The organism is Pradoshia sp. (assembly GCF_051873915.1).
GTDB lineage: Bacteria > Bacillota > Bacilli > Bacillales > Pradoshiaceae > Pradoshia.
In genome coordinates this window covers 1-20066 of the sequence record NZ_JBJEFJ010000021.1, presented here as the reverse complement: position 1 = coordinate 20066, position 20066 = coordinate 1, and the positions used below count along the sequence as shown (strand labels likewise).

The 20066-nt window shown below is 44.1% G+C and carries 22 protein-coding genes, 1 pseudogene and 2 other annotated features; all 23 genes and pseudogenes read right to left on the bottom strand.

The window, feature by feature from the left end; genetic code table 11:
• A pseudogene (gene rplL, locus ACI35L_RS02085) lies at nucleotides 1–137 on the bottom strand (50S ribosomal protein L7/L12); the annotation flags it as partial.
• Nucleotides 138–197: 60 nt separating this feature from the next.
• Nucleotides 198–698 (bottom strand): 50S ribosomal protein L10, encoded by a 501-nt coding sequence (rplJ, locus tag ACI35L_RS02080; RefSeq protein WP_049672558.1) that lies wholly within the window; start codon nucleotides 696–698, stop codon nucleotides 198–200.
• Between the two features lie 29 nt (nucleotides 699–727).
• Nucleotides 728–873, bottom strand: a sequence feature (ribosomal protein L10 leader region).
• 62 nt (nucleotides 874–935) lie between these two features.
• Nucleotides 936–1625 carry a 50S ribosomal protein L1 gene (gene rplA / locus ACI35L_RS02075; RefSeq protein ID WP_049672559.1) on the bottom strand — a complete coding sequence of 230 codons (690 nt, stop codon included), beginning with the start codon at nucleotides 1623–1625 and terminating at the stop codon, nucleotides 936–938.
• Between the two features lie 95 nt (nucleotides 1626–1720).
• Nucleotides 1721–2146, bottom strand: a complete 426-nt coding sequence (rplK, locus tag ACI35L_RS02070) for a 50S ribosomal protein L11 (RefSeq protein ID WP_049672560.1) — start codon at nucleotides 2144–2146, stop codon at nucleotides 1721–1723.
• A 177-nt stretch (nucleotides 2147–2323) separates the two neighbouring features.
• Nucleotides 2324–2857, bottom strand: a complete 534-nt coding sequence (nusG, locus tag ACI35L_RS02065; protein WP_049672561.1) for a transcription termination/antitermination protein NusG — start codon at nucleotides 2855–2857, stop codon at nucleotides 2324–2326.
• Nucleotides 2858–3072: 215 nt separating this feature from the next.
• Complete coding sequence (secE, locus tag ACI35L_RS02060) at nucleotides 3073–3255, bottom strand: preprotein translocase subunit SecE (protein WP_049672562.1); 183 nt, start codon at nucleotides 3253–3255, stop codon at nucleotides 3073–3075.
• Between the two features lie 45 nt (nucleotides 3256–3300).
• On the bottom strand, nucleotides 3301–3453 hold the full coding sequence (rpmG, locus tag ACI35L_RS02055) for a 50S ribosomal protein L33 (protein ID WP_082197221.1): 153 nt from the start codon (nucleotides 3451–3453) through the stop codon (nucleotides 3301–3303).
• Nucleotides 3454–3552: 99 nt separating this feature from the next.
• A complete protein-coding gene (gene sigH / locus ACI35L_RS02050; protein WP_049672563.1) occupies nucleotides 3553–4191 on the bottom strand; it encodes an RNA polymerase sporulation sigma factor SigH in 639 nt (212 codons plus the stop codon).
• A 69-nt stretch (nucleotides 4192–4260) separates the two neighbouring features.
• Nucleotides 4261–4773: an NYN domain-containing protein gene (locus ACI35L_RS02045; RefSeq protein ID WP_049672564.1), complete on the bottom strand. Its 513-nt coding sequence runs from the start codon at nucleotides 4771–4773 to the stop codon at nucleotides 4261–4263.
• Nucleotide 4774: 1 nt separating this feature from the next.
• Nucleotides 4775–5518, bottom strand: coding sequence for a 23S rRNA (guanosine(2251)-2'-O)-methyltransferase RlmB (gene rlmB / locus ACI35L_RS02040; protein WP_049672565.1), 744 nt, complete (start codon nucleotides 5516–5518; stop codon nucleotides 4775–4777).
• Between the two features lie 5 nt (nucleotides 5519–5523).
• Nucleotides 5524–5928 (bottom strand): Mini-ribonuclease 3, encoded by a 405-nt coding sequence (locus ACI35L_RS02035; protein WP_049672566.1) that lies wholly within the window; start codon nucleotides 5926–5928, stop codon nucleotides 5524–5526.
• A 4-nt stretch (nucleotides 5929–5932) separates the two neighbouring features.
• Nucleotides 5933–7330 carry a cysteine--tRNA ligase gene (cysS, locus tag ACI35L_RS02030; protein WP_049672567.1) on the bottom strand — a complete coding sequence of 466 codons (1398 nt, stop codon included), beginning with the start codon at nucleotides 7328–7330 and terminating at the stop codon, nucleotides 5933–5935.
• Nucleotides 7311–7976 (bottom strand): serine O-acetyltransferase, encoded by a 666-nt coding sequence (gene cysE / locus ACI35L_RS02025; RefSeq protein WP_049672568.1) that lies wholly within the window; start codon nucleotides 7974–7976, stop codon nucleotides 7311–7313. The genes cysS and cysE overlap by 20 nt, the downstream gene beginning before the upstream one ends.
• A gap of 99 nt (nucleotides 7977–8075) precedes the next feature.
• Nucleotides 8076–8324: a binding site (T-box leader), on the bottom strand.
• A gap of 42 nt (nucleotides 8325–8366) precedes the next feature.
• Nucleotides 8367–9824 (bottom strand): glutamate--tRNA ligase, encoded by a 1458-nt coding sequence (gene gltX, locus ACI35L_RS02020; RefSeq protein WP_049672570.1) that lies wholly within the window; start codon nucleotides 9822–9824, stop codon nucleotides 8367–8369.
• Between the two features lie 83 nt (nucleotides 9825–9907).
• Nucleotides 9908–10384 (bottom strand): 2-C-methyl-D-erythritol 2,4-cyclodiphosphate synthase, encoded by a 477-nt coding sequence (gene ispF, locus ACI35L_RS02015; protein WP_049672571.1) that lies wholly within the window; start codon nucleotides 10382–10384, stop codon nucleotides 9908–9910.
• Nucleotides 10377–11075, bottom strand: a complete 699-nt coding sequence (gene ispD, locus ACI35L_RS02010; protein ID WP_439802144.1) for a 2-C-methyl-D-erythritol 4-phosphate cytidylyltransferase — start codon at nucleotides 11073–11075, stop codon at nucleotides 10377–10379. Before ispD ends, ispF begins: the two co-directional genes overlap by 8 nt.
• A 26-nt stretch (nucleotides 11076–11101) precedes the next feature.
• Nucleotides 11102–12196 (bottom strand): PIN/TRAM domain-containing protein, encoded by a 1095-nt coding sequence (locus tag ACI35L_RS02005; RefSeq protein WP_049672573.1) that lies wholly within the window; start codon nucleotides 12194–12196, stop codon nucleotides 11102–11104.
• A 193-nt stretch (nucleotides 12197–12389) separates the two neighbouring features.
• Entirely contained in the window at nucleotides 12390–13451 is a 1062-nt protein-coding gene (gene disA, locus ACI35L_RS02000; protein ID WP_049672574.1) for a DNA integrity scanning diadenylate cyclase DisA, read from the bottom strand.
• Between the two features lie 4 nt (nucleotides 13452–13455).
• Nucleotides 13456–14835, bottom strand: a complete 1380-nt coding sequence (radA, locus tag ACI35L_RS01995) for a DNA repair protein RadA (RefSeq protein WP_049672575.1) — start codon at nucleotides 14833–14835, stop codon at nucleotides 13456–13458.
• A gap of 304 nt (nucleotides 14836–15139) precedes the next feature.
• On the bottom strand, nucleotides 15140–17581 hold the full coding sequence (gene clpC, locus ACI35L_RS01990) for an ATP-dependent protease ATP-binding subunit ClpC (protein WP_049672576.1): 2442 nt from the start codon (nucleotides 17579–17581) through the stop codon (nucleotides 15140–15142).
• Between the two features lie 12 nt (nucleotides 17582–17593).
• Nucleotides 17594–18655 carry a protein arginine kinase gene (locus tag ACI35L_RS01985; protein ID WP_439802145.1) on the bottom strand — a complete coding sequence of 354 codons (1062 nt, stop codon included), beginning with the start codon at nucleotides 18653–18655 and terminating at the stop codon, nucleotides 17594–17596.
• 14 nt (nucleotides 18656–18669) lie between these two features.
• A complete protein-coding gene (locus ACI35L_RS01980; RefSeq protein ID WP_439802143.1) occupies nucleotides 18670–19227 on the bottom strand; it encodes a UvrB/UvrC motif-containing protein in 558 nt (185 codons plus the stop codon).
• 24 nt (nucleotides 19228–19251) lie between these two features.
• Nucleotides 19252–19713, bottom strand: a complete 462-nt coding sequence (locus tag ACI35L_RS01975; RefSeq protein ID WP_439802142.1) for a CtsR family transcriptional regulator — start codon at nucleotides 19711–19713, stop codon at nucleotides 19252–19254.
• Between the last annotated feature and the right edge of the window lie 353 nt (nucleotides 19714–20066).

Here is a 20066-nt window from a genome sequence, read left to right as displayed (position 1 = left end):
TCTCCGCCAGCAGCACCAACCATAGCTACAGGAGCAGCTGCAGTTACGCCGAATTCTTCTTCAATTGCTTTTACAAGATCGTTAAGTTCTAAAACAGTCATATTTTTGACTGCTTCAATGATTTGTTCTTTAGTCATTATAAAGTTCCTCCTTAATTTTAGTAAATCATGATATACGTATTGCTCATCAAGAAGCGATTAAGCTCCTTGTTCTTCTTTTTGATCTGCCACTGCTTTTGTAGCAAGCGCCAAGTTGCGGATAGGAGCTTGAAGCACGCTGAGCAACATGGATAGCAAACCTTCGCGGGATGGAAGATCCGCAAGTGCTTTAATTTCTTCAACAGATGCAACGTTACCTTCGATAACACCTGCTTTGATTTCTAGAGCTTCGTGTTTTTTCGCGAAGTCATTCAAGATTTTAGCCGGAGCTACAACGTCCTCGTTACTGAATGCAATCGCATTTGGACCAGTAAGAGCTTCGTTAAGGCCAGAAAGTTCAACTTGATCTGCCGCACGGCGAGTCATAGAGTTTTTGTAAACTTTGAACTCGATGCCTGCTTCACGTAGTTGTTTACGAAGTTCTGTCACTTCTGCAACGTTCAATCCACGGTAGTCAACAACGACTGTGGAAACACTGTCTTTCAGTTTGCCAGCAATTTCGTCAACAATTTGTTTCTTTGCGTTAATCGCACTGCTCATATTAACACCTCCTGTAGAATGTTACCATTCACACCCGTAAAAAACCTCCATATCTAAACTAGACATGGAGGTACGATGATAGTCCGAACAAAATAGTTCTATTATGATCGAATACCTCGGCAGGAAATTAAGCTTTATCAGCACCTGCTGTCTATGGCATAAATGTTAAGTTTTATTTATAACACCTGACAAATTATATAAAATAATAATCAGGTTGTCAAATATATTTTATTAAGCTTAGAAAGAAGATGGGTCTACTTTTACGCCAGGTCCCATAGTAGTAGTGATGGCAACGTTTTTCATGTATGTGCCTTTAGCAGCAGCTGGCTTCGCTTTTTGAAGTGTTTCAAAAATAGTTGTGAAGTTCTCAACTAGCTTGCTGTCTTCGAAAGAAACTTTTCCGATTGGCACGTGAATGTTACCAGCTTTATCTACACGGTATTCAACTTTACCAGCTTTGATTTCATTGATTGCTTTTGTAACATCGAATGTAACTGTACCTGTTTTAGGGTTTGGCATTAAACCTTTTGGTCCAAGGACACGGCCTAATTTACCAACTTCACCCATCATGTCAGGAGTTGCAACGATGACATCAAAATCGAACCAACCTTGTTGGATTTTGTTGATGTAGTCAGTATCTCCAGCGAAATCAGCACCTGCAGCTTCAGCTTCTTTAAGCTTTTCACCTTTTGCAAATACTAATACGCGTTGAGTTTTACCAGTACCGTTTGGAAGAACAACCGCACCGCGGATTTGTTGGTCCGCTTTCTTAGGGTCAACCCCAAGACGGAATGCTACTTCTACAGTTGCGTCGAATTTAGCGAAGTTTGTTTTCTTAGCTAGTTCAACTGCTTCTGTTACGGAATATGCTTTTGTACGATCGATAAGCTGAAGTGCTTCAGCATACTTTTTGCTTTTCTTAGCCATTATTAATATCCTCCTAATATTGTGGTTATAACGGAATTTGACCTCCCACGAAAAAGGTTGCGAGTGTACCGACATTCGCAACCTCCATACAACAATTAGTCTTCGATGACAATACCCATGCTGCGGGCAGTACCTTCTACCATACGCATAGCTGCTTCAACGCTTGCTGCGTTTAAGTCAGGCATTTTTGATTCAGCGATTTCACGTACTTTGTCACGTTTAACTGTTGCAACTTTATTACGGTTTGGTTCACCAGAACCAGACTCGATTCCTGCCGCTTTCTTAAGAAGAACAGCTGCTGGAGGAGTTTTCGTAATAAAAGTGAAAGAACGGTCTTCAAATACTGTGATTTCAACAGGGATGATTAGACCTGCTTGTTCTGCTGTACGAGCGTTGAACTCTTTACAGAAGCCCATGATGTTAACACCGGCTTGACCTAGTGCAGGACCAACTGGTGGAGCTGGATTAGCTTTTGCTGCAGGAATCTGCAATTTCACGATTTTAATTACTTTTTTAGCCACGAGACACACCTCCTTATCGTCCGTGATGTGGTAAATGGGCTTTTGCCCTCCCACTCGAATATACAATCATTCTTTATTCGTCCATAAAGAATATACCATTAGTTCAGGTCTCGTATTGAGACATACTGACCTTTGAAATCTTATCATTTTTTAATATGAAAGGCAAGTTTTTCAGGATTATAATTTTTCTACCTGGTCGAAATCCAATTCTACCGGGGTATCCCTGCCAAACATATTAACAAGCACCTTCAATTTGCCCTTCGCTTTATCAAGCTCTTCGATTGTGCCTGCAAATTCCGCAAACGGACCTTCTTTCACCTTAACTGCATCTCCGACAAACAAGTCGATTTCGATTCGTTTCTCATCCATGCCCATGCGCTTAAGAATCACTGTTGCTTCATCTGGCATCAACGGGATCGGCTTTGAGCCAGAACCTGTTGATCCTACGAATCCGGTAACACCTGGTGTATTCCGGACCACATACCAGGAATCATCCGTCATAACAATCTCAACGAGAACATAGCCAGGGAATACTTTCTTCTTCACGACTTTTTTCTTGCCGTTTTTGATATCGGTCTCTTCCTCTTCAGGAACGATGACACGGAAGATCTTATCTTGCATCCCCATCGATTCGACGCGTTTTTCTAAATTTGCTTTTACTTTGTTCTCGTAACCGGAATACGTATGAACAACATACCAATTTTTCTCCATTTCTTTAGGACTTAATGTCCTTCCCTCCTTGTATACGGTAATATAGGGAAATACCTATCATGTAAATCATCAATCTGTCATTCTCGACAACAGCAGTCGTTTCCTGCTTAACATAGGGCGTTTTTTTAGACAAATTAAAAAACCCGTTTCCGGGCTTCTTAGTAACGTTTGTTTATGCTAATTTCCATTATACCATGTTTTACGCTCTTTATTCACTATCCAAGAATAAGACGAATAAGTTCTGATAAACCTAAATCAATAACTGCAAAAAATACGGACATAATAATAACAGTTGCGAGAACTGTAATCGTATACGTCGTTAGCTCTTTTCTCTTAGGCCAGCTAACCTTTTTCATTTCGCGTGATACGCCTCGGAAGAACTCTAGAATGCGTCGCATTAATATGAAACCTCCAACCTACAGTATTCTCAGGATCTAAACAGTTTAGATTGTTTGTTTATGAGGTGTGTGAGTATTACAGGCTTTACAAAATTTATTGAGTTCGAGCCTAAGCGCCTTTTCCTCAGCTTGTTTGTAATTCGTTGTATAATTCCTCGAGCCACACTTCGTACAAGCAATGATTACTTTTTTATTCATATTTACACCTATATTCATGACAATTCAATAACAAATTTATCATGTAGAAAATTGTCTGTCAATAATCCCATTGCCGCCATTCCTACATGTGAATGCTCTCTATCGAACTTCTAAATAACGTTCCAGCTTGCGTTTGACCCGCTGCAGGGCATTGTCGATTGACTTTACATGCCGGTTAAGCTCTTCCGAAATTTCCTGATAGGATTGTCCATCTAGATACAGTGAGAGTACCTTTCTCTCAAGGTCGCTTAGCAGCTCACCCATCTTAAGCTCTATATAATCAAATTCTTCCTGATTAATGATTAACTCCTCCGGGTCCATTACCTTTACACCGGTAATCACATCCATCAATGTCCGGTCAGATTCCTCATCATAAATAGGCTTGTCCAAGGAAACATAGGAATTAAGCGGGATATGCTTCTGCCTGGTCGCCGTCTTAATTGCCGTGATAATCTGCCTTGTAATGCACAGCTCGGCAAATGCTTTGAAGGAGGTCAGTTTATCCTCCCGGTAGTCCCTGATGGCCTTGAATAGGCCGATCATTCCTTCTTGAACAATATCCTCTTTGTCTGCGCCTATCAAAAAATAGGTTCTCGCTTTAGCCCTAACAAAGTTTCTATACTTGTGTATCAAATAATCCAGGGCTTCGCTATCTCCCTTTTGCACACGGTCAACCAACAATTCATCATCCAAAAGACCATAGTCGCCACTCAAGCTTACCCCGATAGATATTGCCACACCGATCCCTCCGTAGGATACCAAAGATAGAAATATTATACAGTAAGCGTTTTTAGAGCGTCAATGTCCTCAAAGATTTCCTCGTCGCCATTTTTCGAATATTTCCGACACTTCTCGACTCAACTGAATGCGAGAGCTTGGCTGTTTTTCCATCTTTTCGTTTAGCTTTTTGTCGATTTCTTTTTGTATATAGCCCATTTCCTGCAATAATTCTCTTGCAGATTTTCTGTACGCACCTTGTGCGAATATTGTCCTTTGTTCTGTATAGTCAGAGGTAGCCACATATACCCTTGTATTGATTTTGATTAATTCAGATGCCAAACGCTCAATTCGTTCATCTGCAGTTTCATTCTCTTTTGTGAAAATAACCTCAACCTTTGAATTTCGGTACTTCTTTTCCGTCCCTTGAACATAATAGGCATCAAAAACAATGATGACCTGATGGCCTGAGTAACCTTGGTACTCAGCCATCATGTCAATCAGCCGATCTCTTGCGGCAGCTAAATCAAGGTCTCTCAGCCTTTTCAGGTCCGGCCAGGCGCCAATGATATTATAACCATCCACAACCAGTATGGTTTTCATATTATTCCCCTAAAGGATAACGCTTGCGGTAAACCTCATACATTAGCAGGCTTGCCGCTACACTGGCATTGAGGGATGTAACATGGCCGACCATTGGCAAGTGGAAGAGGAAATCGCATTTTTCTTTGATAATCCGACTCATTCCGCGGCCTTCACTGCCAATAACAATTCCAAGCGGCATCGTCCCGTCCATTCTGCGGTAATCCTGACTTCCTTTTGCATCCGTTCCCGCAATCCATACACCGCGTTCCTTTAATTCCTCAATCGTACGCGAAAGATTTGTCACACGAACAACTGGTACATGCTCAATCGCCCCTGTTGAGGATTTGGCTACTGTTGCCGTCAAGCCGACAGCTCTTCTTTTTGGAATAATAATACCGTGCACGCCCGAGGCATCAGCCGTACGAAGAATGGATCCTAGGTTATGAGGGTCCTCAAGCTCATCAAGGAGCAGGATAAACGGATCCTCCTGTTTCTTCTCAGCCAGGCGGAAAATATCATCAAGCTCCGCATATTGATATGCCGCCACTTGGGCGATAACTCCCTGATGATTCCCCTCGACCATTTGGTCAAGCTTCTTCTTCGGCACAACTTGGATCATGACTTTATTTTCTTTCGCGACAGCGATGACCTGCTGGATTTGCCCCTTAGTTGCTCCTTCTGCAACCCAAATCTTATGAATGTCCCGCTCCGAGCGCAGTGCCTCAAGCACCGTATTGCGTCCCATAATTAAATCATCGCTCATTCTTTTCACTTCCCTTCTTTAAATTGAATGGATAACCTGATAATTTCATTCAAACGTTCCTCCTGTCTACTTCCATACAAATAACCAATCAGCGCCTCAAAGGCTGTTGAATAGCGATAGGTCTGAACATCCGTATTCTTCGGCACAGTTCCAGACTTTGCATTCCTGCCTCTTCTTACAACGGCTTCTTCTTCCTCGCTCAACAGCTTCTCATCAAGCATGTAATGAAGCACGGCGCTTTGCGCTCTTGCTGATACAAATTTCGTGGCTTCTTTATGAAGCTTATTAGGCTTGACCTGCCCTAAGAGTAAGAGATGATGCCGGATATACACCTCATAAACGGCATCACCCATATAGGCAAGAGCCAGACTTCCCAATCCTTTTACATCAAGCTCCTTCAAATCAAACATTCTCTTATCCCCGTTTCCAACGCGTGCCTTGAGGTGTATCCTCCAGGATGATGTTCATCTCTTTCAATTGGTCCCTGATCTCATCCGAACGGGCGAAATTGCGTTCCTTTCTCGCACGATTGCGTTCTTCAATTAATTTTTCCACTTTTTCGTCCAATGTCTCTTCAACCTCAATCGGCATTCCGAGCACTCCGAACAATACCTTAAATTCATTCAAGAAAGCATCAATCACATCAGAGGAAGTAACCTTTTCAAGCAAATAATGATTTCCAAGCTTCGAAAGCTCAAATAAAACAGATATCGCATTAGCTGTATTGAAATCGTCATCCATAGCTTCTTCAAATGATGCATGCAGTCCCTTAATTTTCTCGAGCCATTCCTCATCATTTGTCGTGATATTCGTGCTGGCTGTTTGGCGATGCTTTAAGTTCTCATACGTCGTACGTAAGCGGTCAAATGACAGCTTCGTTGCCTCAAGCAATTCTTCGCTGTAATTGATTGGGTTGCGGTAATGAACAGAAAGGATAAAGAAGCGCAAAACAATTGGATCGTGATGTTTGATAATATCATGAACAGTGACAAAATTACCGAGAGATTTGGACATCTTCTCATTATCTATATTGATATAACCATTATGCATCCAATAATTTGCGAATGGCTTACCAGTCAATGCCTCTGATTGGGCAATTTCATTCTCATGATGAGGGAATGCCAAGTCCTGACCGCCGGCATGAATATCAATTGTATCTCCTAGATATTTTTTCGCCATAGCGGAGCATTCAATATGCCATCCAGGGCGCCCCTTGCCCCACGGACTGTCCCAGGAGATTTCTCCTTCCTTAGCCGCTTTCCACAAGGTGAAATCAAGCGCATCCTGCTTTCTTTCATCCACTTCAATACGCGCGCCTACTCGGAGCTCATCGATGGACTGGTGTGAAAGCTTGCCATAACCGTCAAACTCTCTTGTTCGGAAGTAGACATCGCCGCCCGATTCATACGCCATTCCCTTATCAACTAAGGCTTGAATAAATTCAATGATTAAATCCATGTTTTCCATAACCCGCGGATGCACATCAGCCTTTTGGCAGCCTAGGGCTCCTACGTCCTCAAAGTAGGCTTGAATAAATCTGTCAGCAGTCGCTGGAACATCCTCATGCAGCTCACGTGCAGCTCGAATCAACTTATCATCGACATCCGTGAAATTGGAGACATACTTGACGTCATATCCCTTGTATTTCAAGTAATTTCGAACCGTATCAAAAACAATTGCCGGTCGTGCATTTCCTATATGAATATAATTATATACAGTCGGACCGCATACATACATCTTCACTTTTCCTTCCTCTATCGGTTGGAAGGGCTCTTTCTTTCTCGTCAGCGTATTATATATTTGAATGCTCATGCTTTGTTAACTCCTTTCGTAATTCCTGCAGTTCCTGCTTCAATTCATCAATCTGCTGCTGCATTTGCTGACATTGATCATCAACTGGGTCTGGCAGATCACGATGGTTCAGATCCTGCTTCAACCGAATCCCGTCTTTAATGACTACCTTGCCTGGGATACCCACAACAGTTGAATTTGCCGGGACATCCTTCAAAACAACCGAACCCGCACCAACCTTTGAGTTCTCCCCGATGATGATGGACCCAAGTACTTTCGCACCTGTCGCAATCAAGACATTATCCTCTATCGTTGGATGCCGCTTGCCACCTTCTTTACCTGTGCCCCCGAGCGTCACACCTTGATAGACAATGACATTATCCCCAATCTCACACGTTTCCCCAATTACGACTCCCATGCCATGGTCAATGAAAAAACGTCTTCCAATCTTCGCTGCCGGGTGAATCTCAATACCAGTGAAAAACCGGCTGATCTGTGATACAGCCCTCGCAAGAAACTTGAATCGCCGTTTATATAAGGCATGTGCAATGCGGTGGTTCCAAATCGCATGCAGACCTGAATACGTTAAGATAATCTCAATCGTAGAACGAGCAGCAGGGTCTTGCTCAAATATGACATCAATATCCTCTTTCATTCGCTTCCACACTTGCATAACCCCCTCTTCATATGGCTCTTAGTAAAACCCACGAGCCCGCGTAAAGTCTTCCCCATCCATAAAAATAAAAAAGCGCCTCTGCCATTGAAGGACAGAGACGCTATCAAATGCGCGGTTCCACTCTGTTTGGGCTCTCTATATGACAAGAACCCCAACTTTTCCATTTCGTAACGGCAATGGGATGCCGCCTTCTCCTACTAGTCCGCTCATACGGTGTTCAAAGAAGGGCTCAGGGGCGCATTCAGATTACTTGACGGCTTAAACCACTTCCAGCCAATGGTGGTTATTCTCTGTCAAACCTCAGACGTAATCTTACTCTTCCCCGCTCAACGCTTTATCCTATTAGATTTATCTATACTATATTATATTTCCGCTCAATTGTTAACGTAAAAGTCCTTCTAAACGCATCTTTACTTTCTCGCGGCCAAGAAGAGCAATTGCTTTTGGAAGGTCTGGACCATGAGCTTGTCCAGTTACAGCCACACGAATCGGCATGAACAGCTTCTTGCCCTTGTGACCTGTTTCCTTCTGAACGCGTTTGATGGCAGCTTTGATCTCTGCATCCGTAAATTCAGGCAATGCATTTACCTCATTTAGGAAGGCACCAAGCACTTCTGGAACAGTCTCATCCCCTAGTATTTCCTTCGCATCTTCATCATAAACAAGCTCATCCTTAAAGAATAATCCGGAAAGCTCAACGATCTCTGCACCGAAGCTCATTTGCTCTTGGTAAAGCTCAACAAGCTTGTACACCCATTGGCGTTCTTCCTCCGTCATATTCTCAGACACACGTCCTGCCTTCACAAGATGCGGAAGAGCCAGCTCAAGTGCGCGCTCTGTATCAACCTTCTTCATGTACTGATTATTCATCCATGTAAGCTTTTGCTTATCGAACAATGCCGGAGATTTAGACAGACGGTCAGCATCAAAGATAGAAATGAACTCATCCTTCGTGAAGAGCTCCTCTTCACCGCTCGGAGACCAGCCTAGCAATGCGATGAAATTAAACAGTGCCTCAGGCAAGTAGCCCAATTCCTCATACTGTTCAATGAATTGGATGATAGACTCATCACGCTTACTTAATTTCTTCCGGCTTTCATTAACAATCAATGTCATATGGCCGAACACAGGAGGCTCCCAATCAAATGCCTCATAGATCATCAGCTGCTTCGGTGTATTGGTAATATGGTCATCCCCGCGCAGAACATGGGAGATTTCCATAAGATGATCATCAATCGCCACAGCAAAGTTGTAGGTTGCAATACCGTCTTTCTTAATGATGACATAGTCGCCTATACCGTCTGATTCAAAGGATACTTCCCCTTTGACCATATCATTGAATGTGTACACCTTGCCTTTAGGGACAGCGAAGCGAATGCTAGGCTTTCTGCCTTCTGCTTCCAATGCTTCTTGCTGCTCCTTCGTCAAATGACGGCATTTACCGGAATAAGCTGGTGTTTCACCGCGTTCCATTTGTTCTGCACGCTCTTTCTCTAATTCCTCTTCCGTGCAGTAGCATTTATAAGCCATATCCCTGTTCATCAGGTCTGTATAATATTGTTTATAAATATCAAGACGCTCAGACTGGCGGTAAGGGCCATAAGCTCCCTCGCAGTCAATGCTTTCATCCCAGTCCATACCGAGCCATTTCAAATACTTCAACTGGCTCTCTTCGCCGCCTTCAATATTTCTTTTTTGATCTGTATCTTCAATACGGATAATAAAGCTTCCGCCTTGGCTTCTCGCAAATAAGTAATTAAATAATGCTGTTCTGGCATTACCGATATGAAGATGTCCGGTTGGACTTGGCGCATACCGAACACGAATACTGCTTGTCATTCTTTTTTCCTCCCAAAAAGATAAAGTAACTAATTGTGGGTTCATTTTACCACTAATTCATAAAGGAAGAAAACTGCCCGGCCTTATTCTTTTACCAAAAGAACAGCTGCCTGTGAGGCAATCCCCTCTCCTCTACCCGGAAAACCGAGCTTCTCTGTTGTCGTCGCCTTCACATTAACCTGTTCCATTTCAGCCTCTAGGATACCCGCAATCACTTCTCGCATTTGATCGATGTAAGGGCGCATTTTTGGACGCTCCGCAATGATTGTGCAATCGATATTGCCAAGCTTATAGCCTTTCTTCTTTGCAATTGCCCATACTTCTTTCAGCAGCAGTTTTGAATCAGCATCCTTAAATGCCATATCCGTATCAGGAAAATGCTTGCCAATATCCCCTTCCGCCAGTGCACCTAAGATTGCATCAGCCACCGTATGCAGCAAAACATCTGCATCAGAATGACCTAGCAAGCCTTTGTCATGAGGGATGGTTATTCCCCCAATAATCAACGGACGACCTTCCACTAATTGATGTACATCAAACCCTTGCCCTATTCTAATCATGCTGGACTCCTTTATTCTTCTCCAGTATGGCTTTTGCGAAATACAAGTCCTCTGGAGTCGTAATTTTGATATTATCGTAATTCCCTTCCGTAATCGCCACTGGCATACATAAGCGCTCGACCAAACTCGCATCATCCGTTCCGAGGAACCCATCCTCTTGCGCCTTACTATGTGCACGCTTCAGGATGGACACACGAAAAGCTTGCGGGGTTTGAATAGCCCACAAGCTTGAACGTTCGATCGTTTTCGTGATGAAGGAGTCTTCTGCCTGCTTAATCGTATCCTTAACCGGTACTGCAAGAACACTTGCGCCATGTTCGGCAGCATCCTTTATCAGCTTCTCAATGAGCGGGCGGGTAATAAATGGTCTTGCCCCGTCATGGACGAGAGCAATCTCCGTTTCATCGGTTAGAGAATCAACTGCGTTCTTCACACTGTATTGCCGCTCGCTGCCTCCATGTATGAGCTCAATCGGTACCGGCAATTGCCAGTTCTCTGAAAGAACCTGAAAGTCAGGCTCTTCGGAAGGATTCACCACAAGGAGAATACGTTTGCAATTCTCATCTGCGCCAAATTGACGCAATGTATGAGAGATGATTGGCTCACCTTCAAGCTCAATCCAGAGCTTATTCCGGTCTGCCTTCATTCTCTTCCCCTGCCCCGCGGCAGGAATAATGACTTCATACTTCATGATTACAATACCCCTAAAAATTCGGTTTAAAGAGCCTTTTCTAATAATTTCGGTTTGGCGAAGATCATCCGGCCTGCAGAGGTCTGCAGTACAGACGTTACAATGACGTCAATCTTCTTGCCGATATAATTGCGTCCCTCTTCCACTACAATCATTGTACCATCATCCAGGTAAGCAACCCCTTGGTTCTGCTCCTTACCATCCTTGATGACTTGAACATTCATCTCTTCACCTGGGATGACGACTGGCTTAACCGCGTTCGCCAATTCATTAATATTCAGCACCTGGACATTCTGGAATTCACATACCTTATTCAAGTTGAAATCATTTGTAACCACGATTCCATCAATTGTTTTTGCCAATTTGACCAGCTTGCTGTCCACCTCAGAGATATCCTCAAAATCTCCCTCATACATCTCGACTTCAATAGGGAGTTCCTTTTGAATCTTATTCAGGATATCAAGTCCCCTGCGGCCTCTAGTACGCTTCAATGCATCAGAGGAATCCGCAATATGCTGAAGCTCTCCAAGCACGAACTGCGGGATTACAAGCGGGCCCTCTAAGAAGCCTGTCTTGCAGATATCAGCGATTCGGCCGTCAATGATGACACTTGTATCAAGGACCTTACGCTTAACTGGTGAGTCCTCCGCTGTTTCACCATCCCGCTCAGAGCCTTTTTTCTTTGTCTTCACAGAATTCGTCACAAGCTTCGTCAGCTCATCCCTCTTCTTAAACCCTACCTGAAATCCTAAATAACCGCATATTAATGTCAAAAGAATCGGAGAAACCGTATTCAATATGGGAATAGGCACTTGATTCAACGGCAATGTAATCAAAAATGCCAACAAGAGCCCAATTAACAAGCCCATACTTCCAAAGATAATATCCGTAATAGGGGCAATCAATAATTGCTCCTCAATCCATTTAATAAAATGGGCGACATAGTCAACCAACCAGAAAGTAATGAGATAGAATATAATTGCACCTAAAATAGCAGAAGAAATCGGATTCGTTATTAATTCATTATCAATATTGATCAATGGTAATAAATCAGGCAAAATACCCATGCCCAGTGCCCCGCCGATAAATATGAAACAAATTTGCAGTATTCTTTTCAACATTCTTTCACCTCCTATAATTAATTATAAACGAGCAGAAACACCCATCCTACTTATTTCCCTATAAAACTGAAGCTGTAAACATCCTGTAAAGCGTCTGTAACATTTCCCTTGAGACCATATTTTTGGCATTTTTCAAGCCTGTCTCCTTCATTATACCTTTTAGTATGTCAGCTAGATGTCAGAATTCTGCCTTTTATAATTTATTGACACTTTTAAGGTTTTTTAATCCTTGATGAATCTTCTTCGCACGGACCTCCCCGATTCCTTCTACTTCATCTAAATCCTCCACTCCCGCCTTCATTAAGCCAGGCAAAGTTTTAAAGGTTTTGACGAGATTTTGGATAATCGATAAAGGAAGCCTTGGAATCTTATGCAAAGCCCGATACCCGCATGGTGCTATCGATTGCTCAGGCGGCATTGCTCCTGGATAGCCAAGGGCCTTCATAAGAGCCGTATCCTCAATCACTTCTGACTGAGACATTTCGCTTAACAGCTCAAACACCTTCTCCGGGGAGCAGGCATCAGGCTGATGGTGATAATCCTTTAGAATATGAAAGGCCTCTTGCTCTACGCCGCTCAGCATTTCCTTCAGCTGGAGCCGAAGCAAGCGCCCCTCTACCCCTAGCTCATTCATATAGGATAGGAGCTCTGTTTTAATTCGGATAACCATAATCAGCCGGTTCAAGACATGGGTAAGGTCACCGAATGTTACGAGCTCCTCAAATTCCAGCTTGCTTAGATTTTGGATGCTTTCCTCAAGCACGGAACGGTATTTTTCCAAGGTCTGCATGGCCTGATTCGCCTTCGTCAAGATGACTGACAGTTCCTTCAAGGCATAACGGAAATTCCCTTGATAAAGGGTAATAATATTTCGCCGCTGCGAGATGGCAATCACGAGTGATTTTGTCTCCTTCGCAATTCGTTCCGCTGTCCTGTGACGCATGCCTGTCTCCATGGAAGGAATCGTTTTGTCTGGCACGAGATGTGCATTCGCAAACATAATAGTATCAATCTTATCATTCAAAATAATTGCCCCATCCATTTTCGCGAGCTCATATAAATAGCTTGGTGAAAACGGGCAGCCAATCTTAAACCCTCCATCGACAAGGCCCTTTACCTTATCGTTATAGCCGACAACGATTAAGCCTCCTGTATTAGCTCGAAGCACATTGTCCAAGCCTTCTCTGAGCGGTGTCCCCGGGGCTACAAGCTGTATGATCTGTGATTTATCCCGTTCGACTACCTTTTTATCCATCTAGTTATCCCCCTAACGCATATTTCAATGCTTCACTGACTGTTGCTACACCAACAACCTTTATATCAGATGGAGGCGTCCATCCGCTTAAGTTATTGGCTGGTATGATAATTCGTTCAAATCCGAGTTTGGCTGCTTCCTTCACTCGCTGCTCTATTCGGGAAACCCTGCGGACCTCACCTGTCAGCCCGACTTCGCCAACAATACAATCTGTTGCTCTCGTTGGCACATCTCGGAATCCGGAAGCAATGCTGACAATTACGGCCAGGTCTACTGCAGGTTCACCAAGCTTGACTCCGCCTGTTACCTTTAAATAGGCATCCTGGTTCTGCAATAGAAGACCGACTCTTTTTTCCAGTACAGCCATCAGCAGTGACACCCGGTTATGATCAATTCCTGTTGCCATCCGGCGTGGATTAGGGAATATCGATGGTGAAATCAAGGCTTGGATTTCTACTAGTATAGGCCGTGTCCCTTCCATCGAGGCAACAACGGTAGACCCTGCCGCTCCCTGTGATCGCTCCTCAAGGAATATTTCGGAAGGATTCATGACCTCTTCTAGTCCCTCTTCCTTCATTTCAAAGATTCCCATCTCATTCGTCGAGCCGAAGCGGTTCTTGACAGCTCGCAAAATCCGGAAGGTATGATGCCGCTCCCCTTCAAAATATAATACAGTGTCAACCATATGCTCTAAAAGGCGCGGACCCGCTATATTCCCTTCCTTTGTCACATGTCCGACAATGAAGATGGCAATTCCCTTCGTCTTCGCCAATCTCATCAGCTCAGCCGTACACTCACGCACTTGGGATACACTGCCTGGTGCAGATGTGACATCTGGATGAAAGACTGTTTGAATGGAGTCAATGATAACGAAGTCCGGATCGATTTCATTGATCGCTTGTTCAATCATCCCCATATCCGTTTCTGAATAAACGTATAGGTGATCTGAAGTGACTCCAAGCCTTACGGCACGAAGCTTCGTCTGCTTAACAGATTCCTCTCCGGATATGTATAAGACATCATAATCCTTTCTCGCTAATTGGGCCGATACTTGCAAAAGCAAGGTAGACTTTCCTATCCCTGGGTCTCCCCCAATCAATAGTAAAGACCCCGGCACGATTCCGCCCCCAAGTACACGGTTCAGTTCACCCGAGTCGGTCATAACCCGCGGCTCCTGTTCAGTTCCCACCGTCATGATGGATACCGGCTTTGACATTGGCTGATCTGTATGGGTAAAAGCTGTTCTGCGCTGATTTTTTGAAGCCGTGATTTCAACTTCCTCTGTCATCGTGTTCCAACCGTTACAGCCTGGGCATCTCCCCATCCACTTGGGAGATTCATACCCGCAGGACTGACAAATGAACTTCGTTTTTTTCTTTGCCATAAAGGGTAGTATCCTCTCTCTTACGGTGCAGGCAGATCCACCTGCCCCTTTTTCATTTATATCGTAAATACATGACTGCTCATATGGAAATTTCCTCAAAGATATGTGTTAGAAGTAATGATAGATGAGGACTCGGTTTCTTTATAACCAGCCCACTCGGAGAGACTAAAGGGGATATAACCCGCTTCAGGAAGCAGGCTGCAGCATAACCCTCCAATCCATACATAGGGTGAAATGCCTTTTTTCCTATTGAAAGGAAAGGGCACAATCCACATATAGGAAGTGCCCTTCTTCTTACTTCATCTTACTTGCTTGCCAGGCTCTTTTCACCGGTTTTAGCCGTGAATTCGCCATTCTCCACATCAATGACAATCTGTTTCCCTTTATCTATATTGCCTCTTAAAAGCTCTTCAGACAAGAAGTCTTCTACATGTTTTTGCAAAGCTCTTCTAAGCGGACGGGCTCCATAGTCTGGGTCGTAGCCCTCTTCGACAATTTTTTCCTTAGCCGCTTCTGAAAGCTCAAGGTCAATATCCTGCTCCTTCAAGCGTTTAATCAATTGATTAGACAGCAATGTCACAATTTCCTTCAGGTGTTTCTTCTCAAGAGCATGGAAGACGATAATTTCATCAATCCGGTTCAAGAATTCTGGACGGAAAGCCCGTTTGAGCTCATCCATAACCTGCCCCTTCATATCCTTATAGTCTTGGCCTTCATCCTGCATATTGAAACCAACATACCGGTTTTTCTTCAAGCTATGTGCACCCACATTGGATGTCATAATCAAGATTGTATTACGGAAGTCTACTGTACGTCCCTTCGAATCTGTCAGCCTTCCATCCTCAAGCACCTGTAATAGAATGTTGAAAACATCAGGGTGTGCTTTCTCAATCTCATCAAGCAGCACGACGGAATATGGTTTTCGGCGAACCTTCTCTGTAAGCTGGCCGCCCTCCTCATAGCCGACATAGCCTGGTGGTGAACCAACAAGACGGGAGGTTGAGTGTTTCTCCATGTACTCAGACATGTCAATCCGAATCATGGCATCCTCATCTCCAAACATGGACTCAGCAAGAGCTCTAGCAAGCTCGGTTTTACCGACACCGGTAGGCCCTAAGAAGATGAAGGAGCCAATTGGACGCTTCGGATCTTTAAGACCAGCCCTCGCCCTGCGAACCGCTTTCGAAATAGCCTTTACAGCCTCTTCCTGACCAATGACACGATTATGAAGAATGTCTTCCATATTCAACAGTTTATCAGATTCTGTCTGCGCAAGCTTCGTAACCGGGATTCCAGTCCAGCTGGAAACAACATGTGCGATGTCATTCACTGTTACCTCGCTGTTTTCCTTGCCCTGCTTTTCCTTCCAATTACGTTTTGTATTCTCAAGCTCTTCACGCAATTTTTGCTCCATATCGCGTAAGGAAGCTGCTTTTTCGAACTCCTGACTTTGAACTGCCGCATCCTTTTCTTTGCGTGCCTCCTCCAGTCTCACCTCAAGTTCTTTCAAATTAGGTGGTGTTGTATAAGAGCGGAGACGCACCTTAGAGCCGGATTCATCAATTAAGTCGATGGCTTTATCCGGAAGGAATCGGTCAGAGATGTAGCGGTCTGATAATTTTACCGCTGCATCAATTGCTTCATCGGTAATAGATACTCGATGATGGGCCTCATAACGATCACGCAGACCCTTCAAAATTTGAATGGACTCATCAATTGTCGGCTCATCCACTTGGATTGGCTGGAATCTGCGTTCAAGTGCTGCATCCTTCTCAATGTATTTACGATATTCATCAAGCGTCGTCGCACCAATACATTGAAGCTCACCGCGTGCGAGTGATGGTTTCAGAATATTAGATGCATCAATGGCACCCTCAGCTCCGCCTGCACCAATCAAGGTATGAAGCTCATCAATGAAGAGGATGACATTGCCGGCTGCTCGAATTTCGTCCATCACCTTTTTGAGACGGTCCTCAAATTCGCCGCGGTATTTAGTACCGGCTACAACCGTTCCCATATCCAGTGTCATGACGCGTTTGTCCCGCAAAATCTCTGGGACCTCATTATTGACGATTTGCTGGGCGAGTCCTTCAGCTATCGCTGTTTTACCAACACCGGGCTCTCCAATCAAAACAGGGTTATTCTTCGTGCGGCGGCTCAACACCTCAATCACACGCTGAATTTCTTTCCCTCTGCCAATTACCGGGTCAAGGCTTCCCTCTCTTGCAATGGCGGTCAAATCACGTGCCAGGCTGTCAAGGGTAGGTGTGCTGGCTGCAGAGGAGGCTCCTCCTTGATGAACACCCGATTCATTGCTGCCAAGAAGCTGCAATACTTGCTGTCTTGCCTTATTGAGGCTGACGCCTAAATTATTCAACACTCTGGCTGCGACGCCTTCTCCTTCACGAATCAGCCCAAGGAGGACATGCTCGGTTCCCACATAGGAATGGCCCAATTTCCTTGCTTCATCCATGGAAAGCTCGATAACCTTTTTCGCTCGGGGAGTATAATGGATCGTTTGAACCGTCTCAGAACCTTTCCCAATGAGATTTTCAACCTCTTCTTGGATTTTTTCCGGGCTTAATCCAAGAGCATATAGTGCCTTCGCGGCAATGCCGTCTCCCTCTCTCACCAAGCCAAGTAAGATATGTTCCGTACCGATATTATTATGACCGAGCCTGATTGCTTCTTCCTGTGCTAGTGCGAGTACCTTTTGTGCTCTTTCTGTGAATCGACCAAACATCATGATAAGTTCCTCCTATTCTTTCATTGGTTTATCTTCTAATGCCAGCCTTTCCCGAATGAGAGAAGCTCTTCGTATATCTCTTTCTTTTGGGTTCAGCGGCCCGCCTGCATAGCGCTGCAGGAAACCAGGCTGCGTTACAACCATTAATTCATTTAATATATGTTTCGTAATATTGGGGATGTATCCTAAATCAATCCCCAGCCGAACATCTGATAAACATTTAGCCGCTTCCTTAGACTCGAGGATGCGGGCATTCGATAAAATCCCTAAGGAACGGAATACCCTATCTTCCAATTGTATGTTTGAAGATTGGACCAATGTATCACGCGCGGCTTTTTCCTGCATAATTATTTGCTTCACCACACTGTCCAAGTCCTCAGCAATGGCTTCCTCGGTCTTTCCAAGCGTCATTTGATTCGAGATTTGAAAAATATTCCCGAGTGCCTCGCTGCCTTCTCCATACATGCCCCGAACGACCAGTCCAAGCTGATTGATGGCCGAGATGATTCTATCCATTTGCCTTGTCAGCACCAGCCCCGGCAAATGCAGCATCACAGAAGCCCGCAGACCGGTACCAACATTGGTAGGACAGCTCGTTAAATACCCAATCCTCTCATCAAATGCATAATCAAGTTCATTTTCAAGCAAATCATCAATCCGGCTCGCTACATCTAAAGCCTCTTTCAGCTGAAGTCCAGGGAATAAACATTGAATCCGAATATGGTCTTCCTCATTTACCATGATACTGACCTCTTCATTCTCTGTGATTAAGACTCCGCCCATCTCATATTCTTTCGCAAGCAGCGGGCTGATCAAATGTTTCTCCACAAGAACCTGTCTGTCGAGCGCCTGAAGGTCTCTCAGCCTCACCATCTCCAAAGTGCCGAGTCCCGGCAGATACTGGCCGCCAAGACGATTCTCCACTTTGCGGAGCATCTTAGCCGCCTCCTCTGCGGAGAACACTGTCGGGAAGGAAAGATCCTTCACATTACGTGCAAGCCGAATTCTCGAACTCATCACGATATCTGATTCCGGACCTTCCTGGTTCATCCATGAACTAATTGCATGGTTCATAAAATTTTCAATCGTCAACCTTCCCCGCCCCCTTCCTGAGACGCAGCCTCAATCTCCTTCTCAAGCTGACGAATCTCATCACGGACATGTACAGCCTTTTCAAATTCTTCTTGCTCAATCAACGCTTGCAGGTCTGCCTTCAAGTCATTAATCTGCTTTCTTATATGAAGCGTGCCGCCGGCTCTTTTTGGTATCTTGCCTGTATGGTTTACATTCCCGCCATGAAGCCTGCTTAAAACCGGCTCCAAATACGGCGCAAAGGTTTCATAGCATTGCCGGCAGCCAAACCGCCCGCTATTCACAAACTCCCGGTAAGTCAAATGGCAATGAGGACATTCCAGCTGGTCGCCCCCAAAGCCGGGACTCGCCTTCGTCGATGTCATGCCAAGACCCATATTTAAAAGGCCTGCAAGTAAATTGTTGAAAGATAAATTGCCCCCATCATGGAGCATAAAGATATCCCCCTTCTCAGCGGCGCAATGCTCGCAAAGGTTCACTTCTGCCTTCTTGCCGTTAATCACCTTCGTGAACTGCAGCGTAGCCGGCCGTTCATTACATTCCTGACAAAGCATTTCTCCACCTCATTTACTACTCACTTACTTATATCGTAACGTCATAAACATCGCCTTTAAAATTCTTGCTCTAAGCTCATCACGCTCAGGCAGTTCATAATGTAAAACTGAGCGATCCATCACACTCATCATAATTTTTGCTTCACGGATAGAAATCACTTCTTCCTCAACAAGCCTACCAATTAACGCCTCTGAATTACTTTGAGAAATCCGGTCACCAATTAGACTGCTGAGCTGTTCAATAAGATGTGCCCTATCATGTGACTGAACCCGCATAATACGAATATATCCGCCTCCGCCACGCTTGCTCTCCACAACATAGCCTCTTTCGATGGTAAAGCGGGTGTTAATAACATAGTTGATTTGAGAGGGGACACATTGAAACTTATCAGCAATCTCGCTTCTTTTAATTTCGACTAATTCCTTCTCACTCATCTCTAATACATTCTTTAAATAACTCTCAATAATATCTGATATATTCTTCATCGCTTGACTCCCCCTCTCGCCGCTCTGACTTTGACTATATTTGACTTTAATTATAAAAAAGTTTTCTCATTTTGACAATGAATTACTCTATTCATTTCACTATGTATATACATTATTTCGCAAAAGGGCTATAAGGCAAAAAGCCAATAATAAAATTTTACCCATATTCTCTTTATTAGAAACCCGCTACATCAACATTTTATGGTAATTATATAAAAAGAAGAAATAGGGTATAGGAGGTACGGTAAAACGATGGAGGAGGCAATACAGGTGGTTGTGAAAATTTGTGTGAATGAATGATCTTCTTTCTCTAACTTGATACCTGATTTGAGCGGGAGTGAGTTGTGCTTTCT